The organism is Ramlibacter albus (genome assembly GCF_014297445.1).
GTDB classification, from domain to species: Bacteria; Pseudomonadota; Gammaproteobacteria; order Burkholderiales; family Burkholderiaceae_C; genus Ramlibacter; species Ramlibacter albus.
In genome coordinates this window covers 168,423-180,325 of sequence record NZ_JACORU010000011.1, presented here as the reverse complement: position 1 = coordinate 180,325, position 11,903 = coordinate 168,423, and the positions used below count along the sequence as shown (strand labels likewise).

Genomic DNA, 11,903 nt, shown 5'->3' with positions numbered 1-11,903 from the left:
GGAATTTTCTGGCCGACGCCCCGCGCGGCTGGGGCATCCAACGCACGCGCGCGCGTGCGTTGCAGGACGATTCGCTAGTGCGCGACGAGCTCGCGAGCGGCCGAATGGGTGCGGCTCTGGCTGCGATGTTCGCGAATGCGTGCCTCGATCTCCCGCTGTGCAGCCCCCATTCGGAGGTCCAGCACCGCACAAACCGGGCATACGGGGTGGCCGGCCAAGCCGCTGTGCCACGGATGCCGAGAACCGCAATCGGGGCAATTGCGAAGCTCGATCTCGTTCGCGCGGATGCCCTTGATCAGCAAGCAGAACGACTCGAAGTTCAACCGAGGCTCGATCGTCGGGTCGGGATACAGGTCCGCGCGGTAACGCAGGAACGCCTCGATCAACCGATCCAACGCGCGACCGAGGTTGCTCTCGACTTCCGAGAACTCTCCAGGGCCACGCCTGCCAAAGTAGAGCGCTGAGAGGTAGGCGGCATCGAAGCGTTCTACCTTCGTGGGCAGGAAAGTCGAGCTCGTTGGGCAGCGTCCATTGCCCCGTGGGCGAATGGCTGTCTGGCCCCATTCCCCGAGACGCTTGTCGACGAGGTTCTTGATGGTGCGCTCGGTCAGGTCCGTGCCCGTCAGTTCGATGATGAGGGACGTGCGCGACGTGAGCCGAATCAGCGTCTCGAAGCGCTCCTCCCAGGCAGCGTCTTCAAATATTCCTCTGCTGGTGCGTGAGGCGAGCGCCCTTCCTGACAGCGCAGGCAATCCAAGTTTCATGAGAGTGTCCTTGAAGCTATCTAGTGCGCGAGGGCCGGCCTCGCCCGCCGCGAGACACACCCCAGCACCGAGCGCTGGACGCTCGTGAACGTGCGGGTTGCAGATGCGACGAAAAATTCGGTGCTGACCAATGGGGTCAACTGCATGGACGGATCGTGCGCCAGCGCTTGCAGCTCGTGGGCGCAAAAGCGTTGGAGCCAGGCCGCCTCTGCGTACGTGAGATTGAACGTGAGGCACGCTTGCTGGAAGCAGGTGCGGACACAGTCCAGTCGAGCCATCAACGCGATGAACGACTCCTGCACCGCGCCCTGCTCCATCGGATCGGTCACCTGTCTCGCGGCATAAGCGTCCAGGACGAAGTCCGTGCAGCGCAGCTGCAACCCGAACAGGGGCACGCCGCAATCCGCTATCCGCTCGACTTCGGGGAGGGTCAGGACTTGGAGAATTTCAAGGATGTCCCGTTGACCGGGAAACCAGCGGTTCACCACCCGCGGATCGTCCAGCGCACCACTTTGGAGCAGGTTCCACCGCCGCATGAGGGCGCTGCTATTCTCCATCCGCACCGCTCGAGAAGGGGTGGGTAAGTGCCTGAGAGAGTCCGACTTGAAGCTGACTTCCACGTAAAACCTCTGAAAGATTGGCCTGTTACTGTTTTGACGCAAACTACCGGCTGTCTCGCACGTTACAGGAACTTGTCACTTACCCAAAACTACTACCTGTCAAAATTAGCAGGTGGCAGTTGGACCTAACCGAGCATGTGCGCAAAATTTCACGACATGAGTTGGCTTGGAAGCTGCATCGGGTTCACCCGAACCCAAGGACGCTTCACGAGCCGCGGGCCAGTCGTGCATGCCGATACACTCACCCGCTGCCGAAACACCCGAGCGGGCAGCACGCGCTCATGATCGACTCGGACCGAAAGCCGGTCTTCGGACCTGGGGCGAATGACAACAACATGATGGCTTTGAGCAGCAAGCTGGAGGGGATGCAGCGTCTGCAGCGCCGCTTCGCAATGCGGCTTGCGGTCGCTCTCGACGCGATCACGTACCCTGTCCAGCGCACGGAACGTGCACGCCAGCTCTCTGTGAACATGTCGATCTCGATTCCGACCGACATTGAAACCGCAACCCAGCTTCTCGGCGGCCACTGCATGCCGTCGTATGAGCAGTTGATGGCGCTGTGCGACATCACCAGGAGACCTCCGGGCTATTTCCTCGACGAGCATCGTGCGGAAGCACTTCCGCCCGACACGGTAGTCGTGAAGCCAATCGGCCCCGGCGAGAGCATTGCCATTCGATTCCCCTCTGAGGCGCATGTCCCAGCCAGCGAGCTCGCGGGCTTGATGTACCACGTGGCCAAGGTGCCCATGGGATTCGGAATCGCCGCCGGTGACTACCTGGTGGTTTCCGCGCCGGTGCAGTCGACCGACGTCACCCTTGGACGCCTTTACTTGTTCGAGGGCGACGCTGGATTCGACCTGCTGGAGTGCACGGAGTGCACTGATCGGCATGCCGTCTTTCGGCATGATGAAGAACGTGACGTACCCCACGTCGTGTTCCATGGGCGCGCCGGCAATCAGAACATCCGCGCCCTTTTCCTGCGACTTCAGTTCGCCCAAACCCTGGCACGCGAAATCGGCCGCAACCGAAGCGCGTGAACTCCTCGGCACCGTGTTGGCGCGAGAGACACGGGGGTAGCGCGATTCAACGACGATCATCGACATGCCTCCGGGCTGGATTGAAAGGCGGAGGAGTCACATTGGCGACCGCTCCTGAGTTGGCTGAACTTTAGGAGTAGCACTGACCGTCGAAAACTGGCTTTTTGGCGAGGTTTCGAAAGAAAAATCCGGGCGTCCCGGCGTTGTCAGACTTCCGACTGGTTGGTCGGTGTATGCGACTGGCGCACGTTGGCACCAACCGAGCCGCCAGCACCACCGCGGAACGTCAAAGTGACGCTGGTGCCCTTACCCGCCATCGACTCGACACTGACGTTGCCGCCGTTCGCCTCCAGCACGCGCTGCGCGAACATCAGCCCCATGCCTCCGCCACGGTGTCCTTCCTTCCAGCCACTTGGCACGGCTTCTTTCGCGAGCTTCGAGATCAGATCAGGTGGGACACCGCACCCGTTGTCGGTGACGCGAATCATGCCGCCCGGCTGACCGACGCCATTGCCGATGATTTCGATGACCAGGCGCGGCGACGGCTGCCCCTTTAAAGCGAGCAGCGAATTCTGTGTGAGTGTGGACAGAACCAGGTACAGGAGCTCACGGGATCCCTGCAAGACAAAGTCAGTGACCGTCACTACATCGACGAAACCGGCGCCCCTGTCGTCCGGGAAAGGATAGTTCTCAAGCAGGGACTGCACCAAGCTCGACGCCGTGAGCTCCTGCGGGCCACCGTCGTAGCGGTGATGGTATGCCGACCGCATCAGACGTTGGACCAGATCCTGCGAATAGCTTGCACGCTTCTCGATCCGCTCCAGCATTTTCAGCACATCGCCCGCTTCATCTACCTCGAACCTATCCACGCGAGCGCCTTCAGGGTCAGGGCCTTTCACATACATGTCGCGGACACCACCGACCAGCAGGCGAACCTCCGACAGAGGCGTGTTCAATTCGTGCGCCAGAAACCCCACCGTCTCCTGCAAAGCAGCAACGCGACCCTCGCGTTGTTGACGCTCGAGGCGCGTGGTGCGCTCCGCCGTTGTTTTCTCCAACGCGAGTTTGATGAGCGTGGCTGCGATCGACATGACAACCACGACCGGAATACGCTCGATGTAGTCGCGCGGCCGCACCGGATTCGGGTTGAGCAGGAGATAAGCTGCGACGCCGAGCGCTGCACCAATCAGCACGGACACGATGGTGTTGCGCCAGTCGGTGAGCAGCAAGACGAGAAAGATCGCCATCATCGCGTTCGCGACAGCGACGGTCCCGCCTTGGTTCTGTAGCCCCACGAACACCATGCTGAACGGCAACATGATGATCAGCGCCACATACGAGAAATGCATGTAGTAGCGCTTCAGACTCTCCGGCCAGCCCTTTTGTAGCAGCAGTAGGCAGAGCCCACCGTTGACGAGTCTCAACCAGAGGTCGTCATAGACCGGCTCCGACTTGTAAAAGCGCAGGGCGTACAAGGCGGGATAGGCCAGCAGCCCAAACCAACCCATGTACCGGAGCATGTTGGGTCCGTTCTGGTGGTATCGGACATAGCCCTGGAACAGCTTGCGCATGTTGCTCGCCATCAAAGATTCGTCGTGACCGCTCAATCAAACACCCCGAGCTTTTGCGCGCGGAGGTATGTTTGCCACGTAGTTTCACCGCCGATCTTTCTGCGAATGTTGTCCCGGTGAAACTTGACCGTGCTGATCGTCAGCCCGAGCAATTCCGCCGTCTCCTTGACGCCCATGGCACCGTGACGGAGGACCTCCAGCTCGCGCGACGAGATTTTTAGCGAAGCAACGGCAGCGCGCCGCAGCGGCGCGATCATGTTGAATCCAGTTGCCGCCGCGAGTTGAGCGTGCGCACCCTCGGAGAGCGTCGCTGAGCCAAACATCATCACCTCGTAGTAGTGCCCGTCCATGAGAGAAATGCGCACCGAAATCCACACCTCGAATCCGAACTGCGCAAGGGCCAGCGCTCCGACGTAGGGGCAGTCGCCGAGCGGCCCCCATTCGGCTGCGGGGTGCATACGCCGCTCGTTCGTCACAAGGTACGCCGGGTCGACCTCCCCAAGAGCCTGCGGCGACGCAGCGACCAGCGTCCGCCGATCGGGATCATCCGACGCCACGTCAGGCCCCGTGACGGCGATTCCGCTCACACCGAAAATGCGTACGGACTCTTCGAAGAACCTCATCACGGCGTGGACGTCTTTGCCGACGAGTCCGAAGGGATCCCTGACGGGTCGCGTGTCGGCCTCGCCAGGTGCGCGAATCCGCAACGGAGACGACGAGCTAAACCCCCAGACCGCGAGCAATCGAGCACCAGCCTGCACAGAGCGGCCGGTTCGATGGAATAGGCCACTCGACATCGCAACTTCTTCAGCAACGCCGAGGGCGTTGTCCGCCAAGATTGCGAACTCGTTGCGAACGTCCGCGCTGTCGGGAGCATGGGTATGTCCGTCGGCCAAGACTATCCGGTCCCTATCAGTGCCGGACGTCCGCTCGACCCAGACACGAATTGCAGCCCCAGCGCGCTCGCAGCACACCAGGAACGACTCACCTCTGTGGTCGACCTGATGACGATGCTGGCGGGGCAGGTCCATGGACAAGGACTACTTGAATGCAGGGTGAAGATCTGGGGGAAGGTTGTCCAGCGAACACACCCCCACGGCCAGATACGGCTCGGTTGAGAGCGCACGCAGAGGAACCTCAGTTGGCTCGTGACCTAGTTGCGCCATCCAACTGAAGTTCAACGCGGTTTCGCCCCGACTCACGCGATCGGCAACATCGCCCGTGGAGACCTCCAGCTGCGATACCTTGCTCTCCGCGGTCTCGATCTGGAACCAATAGGCCTTCTCGTCCGCGCTGAGCCCAAGAATCCCCAAAGGAAACCCCAGCATCATGTACTCGGAAATCCGATACTCATCGAGCAGCAGACGCAGCGAGTCCGCCGCGGCGGCGGTCTGCAGCACCTTGTTTTCTGCGGCGATCCGGTCCAGCACCGGCATCAGCGGCTCGCCTCGAAGCTCCGCTGACAAAGCTGGTTGGCGCTCCAACTCTGATCGCAGGATGTCCAGGAACGGCACCGGCACTGACTTGCCACTCGCATCGACAGTCGTTCGCTGCTCGTTCTTGGCGATGAAGTCCTCGATTTGCCTGTCCTTGAACGCATTAATTGCCTGCGACTGGTCGGCCTTGCCGGTCAAAAGGACGCGCTGAAGACCGATCGCCTTGTGCCTCTTGCAGAAAAGGTCGCCCCGCTCGAGCGGCATGTCGAAGTCGGCGACGAGCACGCCGATGATGTCCCGACGCCATTTGCTCGCGAAGTACTTCAAGGCGAGAACTGCAGCAGCGCCTTCCTGCTCCGGATCCTGTGCGACTGCGATTCCGTGCAGCAGGGACCTCTCGCGCTCCAGGCGCAAGGCGTTTTCGTGCAAAACAGGATCGAGAGTGTCCGGCCTGTCGTAAAAGCTTGCGGCCGCCGTCGGGCCGCGCTTGAGCACCATCTTGATGGTGTCCAAGTAATCCATCGAGTCGTCGATAAACACGAAGCGGCAGTCCACCCGCAGCGGCTTGAGGAAATGCGATGTGCTCATAAAACGATGATCCGTCCGCCCCATCGAGAGATGTCGTAGGCCTGCCCGGGCAGGCGACGCGAGACGGGCAGCCCGCCCCGACTCTGTCAGAGCATCGCACGCGCGTTCGCGGGCGAAACCAGTGACTTGGTATGCCGCAAATACGTGCGCGCCGGGGACTTTGCTCAGCCCCTCTCCCTCTCATGACGTCGCGACCAGGGCATTACCCCGTCATCAATTCGCCTGGAACTAGCCTTTTTGCCAGTTTCCCTCAAATTATGCCCGCCGGACACTCCCCGGGGCACGCTCCTGCAAATGCACCCTCCCGATATCCCGCTCGTCGGCCAACCCGGCGTCATCCTCGTGGTCCACCCGGATTCCGGCATCCGGCAGGCTATTTCTGACGCCTTGCCGGCGGAATGGGTAGTCACCTTCGCCCAAGACGAAAAAACCGCGCAGCGCGCGCTTCGCCTCGAACACAGCTTTCGCGTTGCACACGAACACGCAAGGGCTGAACTTGTAGCTCACGCCGCCCGCGGCGCAGAGCTCGTGCCTGCGATCCTGAGGTATTGGGCAAAGTACACGGAAAGGTTCGAATTGACTCGGGCGTGCATCGTGGGCTCGGGAACTGGCCACGAACCCGATATTTCCTGGCTTCAAGACAGGACAGAGGGATGGGAAGGCGCGCGGGTTGTGGTGGATGGCGCTGCGCGCAACGACGTGCACGTGGACGCGACCGTCGCTCTCGATGACCTGGCACACCTACCCGCACGGCTGATCGACGCGCTTTCGGTTGCCGACCATCGCTTGGCATTGAGCTGGGTGGGCGAGCTCCCACCGGCCCTCCGCGAAACACTCAGCTTCCCACAAGTGACTATCGCGCTGCAGGAGAGACTGCGTCGCTGGGGACAGGACTACGTCATTCTGGCGGAGCCATTCGGTGCGTTGACCCTCCAGCGTGACGGCGGGGTGCGCTGGCTCGCCTTTGCCGAACGACACATGCACGCTCGGCTGCCCGAAGGCGTTACCTACGTCCAAGAGCGAGCGTGGCAGCCCCTCGGGGACAGTGACTTTGGCGTCTGGACATGGGAACTGCAATGCGAATCGGCATCCATCAAATCCGCATCGACCTATGACACGTGGCTTGCATCGCAACAGCGCCGGCACGAGTGGTCATGAGTCGCGCTCGGGATAATCACAGAGCCGTGAACGGCTAGAAAGCACGAAGGAACGAAATTGAATACCGGTTTCATCAACGAACTACATGAACTGGTCGCCGAGGAGTGGGCCCGTATCAAGGCTGGCAACTTCGCGCGCCGCGTGATGGGTGCACCGGTCAGCGTGGACCTGTACCGGGACTTCCTCGTGCAGGTTTATCACTACACCCGCCACAACAGCATGAACCAGGCCGTGACTGCGTTCGTGGAAGCACCCGAGGCACTGCTGAAATTTGTCTATCGGCATGCGGCGGAGGAGCTCGGGCACGAACGGATGGTCACCCACGACTTGCGCGCGTTGGGGGTATTGCGAGATGGCGAGGCTTTGCCGCCCCCCAACCCAGCGACCGAAGCGCTCATCGGCTACCTGTATTACGTGTCGCTCCGCTACGGCCCGGTCCCGCGCCTGGGCTACAGTTTCTGGGCCGAAGGATCCTATGCGCACTTCGGCGAGATGCTCGCCAAGGCGAAAGCAGATCTCTCGCTCGAGCCCAAGCACATGACGTTCTTCGGCTCGCACGCTCTGGCGGACGAGGATCACATGCAACAGGTGACGGATGCTGTTGCCCGCTTCGCTGAAACGCCTGATCAGCAGCAACTCGTGAAGACAGTCGCTCGCACCACGTTGTTCCTTACCGGACAAATCATCGAGCACGTTGCGTTGAGCCATCCTCTCCCGAGCACGTGATCCGCCTTCTGCGAAAAAAAGCCAGGAGGCCTATGTGCCCGCGGCCATCAGGCCGATATCGGCCGCCGCGTACCAACCCAAGACCTTGAGCAACGCGCCGTCGGTGAGCTTGTCGGTCGACGCGAACCCATTGGCAGAGGTCAATTCGAAGTCGTATTTGGCCCTTTCTCCGCGCACGTAAAGCCTCACCACTTCGAACAAGTCTCCGGGGCGATCAAGATCGACGCCGACGACGACGTCCATCCCGTTAGGCATGACGACGCGCGCACCGGGAAAACCCGTTTCCTCGCCTTCGATGTCCTCGACGCGCGCGGTAGGAAAAGCTAGCCGCACGCGTCGAAGGGCCGCGCTGAGACGACTGGCTGGGGCGCTTCTACATACGTGCTCGGCAAACGCTTCCATGAGATCGGGACCAGGTAGTGTGCGGGGGGCGAGACGATGGAGCTCTCGCGAAAACGGACTGTAGGGACCGTGCTGGCCCGTGGTAACTGGCCTTTAGGCGAGGTCCTGCCAATTTGCTCGTCGCGGCAGCCGAAAAAGCGAAAGGGGGCCGCCTTCCGGCGTGCCCCCTCCACTTTTCGTTATGCCGGGACCGCTGCTCGCGACTCCCACTGGTTTGCCATGTCCGTGCCCACGCGCAACGCCTTCACGATGAGGACGCGTTTGCCTTGCGCTCGAACTCGTTGCGCGGCTTGCTCAGCGTAGAAGCTGCCGGCGCAGCGCAGCTTGGTACCTCCTTGTGCAGCTACGGGCTTGCGCTCGTCGTTGTCGGCAAAGATCACCACGCGACTGACCGTGTCGAGCAGCGACTCTGGAAGCTGGAAGCCCGCCATAGACCCGCCGGTGAGGCATGGCCACACCGGGATGCCCCTGAACATCGCGGCCGCCCAGCCGGTCTCCAGCCCTTCGCAGATGCCCAGCGTGTCGCCGGTCACGGCCATCATTGGCACGAAGAACGCGCTCGCGCCGACCCCGCGCTCCATCTTCTTCACGACGGGCACTTCCGCCTTGAAGCCTTCCGGCGTCAGATAGGTCTTGTGGATCTGCACGAACTCTCCGTCGACATTGAAAGCCTTGGCCACCATCGCAGGGAACTTCCCCAGCAACACGGGCTTTCCATCAACTTCCTGCGGAGGCGCCCAGTAGTCCAGCGCAGGGTGGAACCGGAGCATCTGGTGCTCGATCGCCATGCCAGGGACTCGCATCTGCATGTACCGGTCCACCGGGTCTCCGGCGGTCACGGGTCGCGCAGCGTCCCAGATCGCCTTCATGCGGTTGATGTTTCGCTCCAGTTGCGCTTTGGGATCCGCGGTCTGCGATGCAGCTGGGTAGGCCCGTTCGCGCCTTCCGGACGCGCCATTGAAGTGCTCCAGCACGTGGTCCACTGCGTCGCCGAAGAAGCGGAAACCCATGTGCTTCATCAGCATGCTCCAGCCGTCCGCGTAGCGATCGACGGTGCAATGGCTGCAGTACCACACGCCGCCGTACTTCTCGCTCCAGCGGTAGCGATCCTTGCCGCCGCAGAAAGGGCAGGGCCCGTGCGACTTCCTGAAGAACTGGTCTGGCATGCCTGCGGCGGACAAGATTGCCGGCCATCGGCCATCCGCCAGTCGCGAGGCCTCCTCCTTTCGGCGGCGGGCCTCTTGTTTGTCGTCGCTCATGTCTCTCTTTCGGACTCGGGCAACAACCGTCCCCTTCGGGGCGGTGCTCCCCTTGGGTGGGTGATGCAGCCACTTCAGGCTGCGAGTTCGCAATTGCGAAATCGATGCCATTGTCAAAGGCCTTGCGAACCCTGGCAAACGATCAGGTCCAGGTGGACGTGCAGAAGGCTTCTTCAATCGCCGCGCATCGTTCCCGAGGCAACTGAAGAAGCCCCCCGGAGGGGGCACGCACGGACCCGTAGGCCCATGCGTGAGGTAAGTCATGCGGCAAGAACTGCGCCGATGCTCTCGCGGAAAAGCCGCTCCAGGGCGGCCGGCAGTTCCGCGACGTTCTGAATGCGTACGCTCTGAGGGATATACGCGCTGACGTCATAGCCGATGCCGACGCCAACCACCAGGACATCAGCGTCTGCCGCCGACCGCAAGGTTCCACGCAACAGCTCGTGATCCCGCGCCTGTCCATCGGTGATGAACGCCATCACATGTTTCAGCTTGCGCTGCTCCAGCAGAAGCGGTAGCTCCATCGCTGCTGCGGCGCCCATCGGTGTTCCTCCGCCGGCGCCCACATCCGCGATTCGCTTGACGCAGACGCGGGCCGGTTCACCGAAGCGTTGCAACGTCTCCGTCACCGTCTCCACGCCCGGGAAGCGCACGACTTTCGTCCGGACGCCGAGGCGCTGAAGCGCCAGGCTGAACGCGACGGCGACTTCGAGCGACACGTGCAAGAACGGCTTCGTGCTGATCGACGAGTCGATCACGATCGTCGCAGCGCAATCGATCCCCGTGACGGGCTTGCGCTTGATGAACACTCTGGTGTCGCCCAACTGCTCGAGGCGCCAGTAGCGCGCCGCGGCAATCGACTCTCCGCTGTACGCGAGGCGTCGAGGCCTGCGTCGCCGTTCCTGCAACTCTCGCTGCAGCACAGTCGCCAGTTTGGCCTGGATGCCCTGGAGGCGTGTGTCGATTGCCAAGCCTCCCGTCGCCTGCGGTGCCAGCGACATCCCGGCCGAAGGGCCAGCTTCGCCCTTTTCGGCGTCCTCCGTCCCCTGAAGGGCGACGAGCGCCTGCTCGAGCAGCTGTTCTGCCGTCTCGGTCGGGTCCGCGGCCGCGAGAACCGCAGCAAGCCGCTCCACGTCCCGATCATCGGTCGGCAGCGGCTGGAGGGCTTCGTTCTCCTGGGCTACGCCGTAGCGCTCCACCAGGGCTTCGCGCAGCAATGTGCCGAGGTCGATGGTCTGGACACCGGATTCTTGTTCGAACCCCTGAGGTGCCTCGTTCGACTCCGTGCCGATCGTAGACCCGGATGAAGAACTGGCTTGGTCCGGGGCGGTCGACTCCTGATGTGCCGCGTCCGCTTCGGTCGCTGCGGGCCGGCTGGACTGCGGATCGCTTTCAGCTGGCCATCCCTGACCCTGTGACCCGTCGTTGCCTTTGTGCGAATCAGAGGATTCTTCCGCATCGCTTGGTGGCTCCTGCGCGCCTCCCTGTTCGGAGCCCTGTGCTTCAGCGTCCTTCTGTTCCGCCCCCGTACCACTGTCACGGTCGGCGTCTTCATTTCCCTGATCGTTTCCATCTTCTGGCTCCTGATCGGGGTTGGACTGCTGTTCATCGCCTGGCTCGCCGCCGTCTGACGCACTCGGCTCACGTTCGCCCTGGTCTTCGGACTCGTCGCCGCCGTTATCGCCCTGAGGAGGCGGTGGAGGCGGTGACTCAGGCTCGCGCAGCTGCTTCACGATCGACGTGGCGAGCGACTCGGCCTCTCGGCTCGACTTCAGCGTAGCCACGATCGGTAGCGCACCGTCGATCGCGTGACGCTGGGCATCGGAGATGTGCGGCGCCAGGCCGTTCAGGATGTCGCCGGCATGTTCGCGGATCGGTGCATGCGGCGCTACAGCCAGAAAGCTGCGCAACAGCAGATCGATCCGCCACGCGTCCACAGTGCTGCCTTCGTTGGACAGCACCTTGTCGCGTAGCGTTCGAAGCATCTCGCCGAGTCCCCGACTCAGCAGAATCGAGGCACCGGGATACTTGTTGCAGCGCGCCGCCTCCATTCGAGGATCCTCCAGCACGTTGAACACGCCGACTTCTTCGGCAGTGAGTCTGTCGCTGTAGCCCTGCTCTGTTTCTTCGACGTGACCTGCCTCGTGCATGGCCAGCCGCGTCAGCAACGCCACTTCCGCGTCGTCGCCGGTTACGGGCGTAGGCAACGTGATGGAGCCCTCGCAGGACATGCCGGCGTGGCTGCCCCAGTTCACAGGGACGCGCTTGTCGAGCAGCAGCGAGAGGAATGCCTCAATGAAGCGCATCGCTTCACGCGCTTTTGAGTTCATGGTGGTTCCTTG

11 protein-coding genes are annotated in these 11,903 nt (G+C 62.2%); 3 read left to right on the top strand and 8 right to left on the bottom strand.

Going from position 1 to position 11,903, the window contains the following annotated elements:
- Positions 1-74: 74 nt before the first annotated feature.
- Positions 75-764, bottom strand: a complete 690-nt coding sequence (locus H8R02_RS24355) for a hypothetical protein (protein ID WP_187084101.1) — start codon at positions 762-764, stop codon at positions 75-77.
- Between the two features lie 20 nt (positions 765-784).
- The gene (locus H8R02_RS24350) at positions 785-1,300 is read right to left on the bottom strand and encodes a hypothetical protein (RefSeq protein ID WP_187084100.1); all 516 of its coding nucleotides are present in this window, start codon (positions 1,298-1,300) and stop codon (positions 785-787) included.
- Between the two features lie 365 nt (positions 1,301-1,665).
- On the opposite strand from H8R02_RS24350, the gene H8R02_RS24345 reads away from it, so the two are divergent.
- Complete coding sequence (locus H8R02_RS24345; RefSeq protein WP_187084099.1) at positions 1,666-2,421, top strand: hypothetical protein; 756 nt, start codon at positions 1,666-1,668, stop codon at positions 2,419-2,421.
- Positions 2,422-2,627: 206 nt separating this feature from the next.
- On the opposite strand, the gene H8R02_RS24340 is transcribed toward H8R02_RS24345, so the two are convergent.
- The 3 genes from H8R02_RS24340 to H8R02_RS24330 are packed head-to-tail and all read right to left on the bottom strand — an operon-like array spanning position 2,628 to position 6,016.
- On the bottom strand, positions 2,628-3,992 hold the full coding sequence (locus H8R02_RS24340) for an ATP-binding protein (RefSeq protein ID WP_187084098.1): 1,365 nt from the start codon (positions 3,990-3,992) through the stop codon (positions 2,628-2,630).
- A 32-nt stretch (positions 3,993-4,024) separates the two neighbouring features.
- Positions 4,025-5,023 carry a helix-turn-helix transcriptional regulator gene (locus H8R02_RS24335; protein WP_187084097.1) on the bottom strand — a complete coding sequence of 333 codons (999 nt, stop codon included), beginning with the start codon at positions 5,021-5,023 and terminating at the stop codon, positions 4,025-4,027.
- 9 nt (positions 5,024-5,032) lie between these two features.
- The gene (locus tag H8R02_RS24330) at positions 5,033-6,016 is read right to left on the bottom strand and encodes a response regulator (RefSeq protein ID WP_187084096.1); all 984 of its coding nucleotides are present in this window, start codon (positions 6,014-6,016) and stop codon (positions 5,033-5,035) included.
- Between the two features lie 294 nt (positions 6,017-6,310).
- On the opposite strand from H8R02_RS24330, the gene H8R02_RS24325 reads away from it, so the two are divergent.
- Both H8R02_RS24325 and H8R02_RS24320 read left to right on the top strand, forming a co-directional pair.
- The gene (locus H8R02_RS24325; RefSeq protein WP_187084095.1) at positions 6,311-7,174 is read left to right on the top strand and encodes a hypothetical protein; all 864 of its coding nucleotides are present in this window, start codon (positions 6,311-6,313) and stop codon (positions 7,172-7,174) included.
- A gap of 57 nt (positions 7,175-7,231) precedes the next feature.
- Positions 7,232-7,900 (top strand): iron-containing redox enzyme family protein, encoded by a 669-nt coding sequence (locus H8R02_RS24320; protein ID WP_255429527.1) that lies wholly within the window; start codon positions 7,232-7,234, stop codon positions 7,898-7,900.
- Positions 7,901-7,930: 30 nt separating this feature from the next.
- Here H8R02_RS24320 and H8R02_RS24315 read toward each other — a convergent pair whose 3' ends face one another.
- The 3 genes from H8R02_RS24315 to H8R02_RS24305 form a co-directional block, all read right to left on the bottom strand.
- Positions 7,931-8,302, bottom strand: a complete 372-nt coding sequence (locus H8R02_RS24315; protein WP_187084094.1) for a hypothetical protein — start codon at positions 8,300-8,302, stop codon at positions 7,931-7,933.
- Positions 8,303-8,481: 179 nt separating this feature from the next.
- Entirely contained in the window at positions 8,482-9,561 is a 1,080-nt protein-coding gene (locus tag H8R02_RS24310; RefSeq protein ID WP_187084093.1) for a DUF7146 domain-containing protein, read from the bottom strand.
- Positions 9,562-9,821: 260 nt separating this feature from the next.
- Positions 9,822-11,891 carry a hypothetical protein gene (locus H8R02_RS24305; RefSeq protein ID WP_187084092.1) on the bottom strand — a complete coding sequence of 690 codons (2,070 nt, stop codon included), beginning with the start codon at positions 11,889-11,891 and terminating at the stop codon, positions 9,822-9,824.
- Positions 11,892-11,903: the final 12 nt, after the last annotated feature.

Bases quoted from the DNA above. Each gene is read 5' to 3' on its own strand.
- H8R02_RS24355 (WP_187084101.1), bottom strand. From the start codon at position 764: ATGAAACTTGGATTGCCTGCGCTGTCAGGAAGGGCGCTCGCCTCACGC.
- H8R02_RS24350 (WP_187084100.1), bottom strand. From the start codon at position 1,300: ATGCGGCGGTGGAACCTGCTCCAAAGTGGTGCGCTGGACGATCCGCGG.
- H8R02_RS24345 (WP_187084099.1), top strand. From the start codon at position 1,666: ATGATCGACTCGGACCGAAAGCCGGTCTTCGGACCTGGGGCGAATGAC.
- H8R02_RS24340 (WP_187084098.1), bottom strand. From the start codon at position 3,992: ATGCGCAAGCTGTTCCAGGGCTATGTCCGATACCACCAGAACGGACCC.
- H8R02_RS24335 (WP_187084097.1), bottom strand. From the start codon at position 5,023: ATGGACCTGCCCCGCCAGCATCGTCATCAGGTCGACCACAGAGGTGAG.
- H8R02_RS24330 (WP_187084096.1), bottom strand. From the start codon at position 6,016: ATGAGCACATCGCATTTCCTCAAGCCGCTGCGGGTGGACTGCCGCTTC.
- H8R02_RS24325 (WP_187084095.1), top strand. From the start codon at position 6,311: ATGCACCCTCCCGATATCCCGCTCGTCGGCCAACCCGGCGTCATCCTC.
- H8R02_RS24315 (WP_187084094.1), bottom strand. From the start codon at position 8,302: ATGGAAGCGTTTGCCGAGCACGTATGTAGAAGCGCCCCAGCCAGTCGT.
- H8R02_RS24310 (WP_187084093.1), bottom strand. From the start codon at position 9,561: ATGAGCGACGACAAACAAGAGGCCCGCCGCCGAAAGGAGGAGGCCTCG.
- H8R02_RS24305 (WP_187084092.1), bottom strand. From the start codon at position 11,891: ATGAACTCAAAAGCGCGTGAAGCGATGCGCTTCATTGAGGCATTCCTC.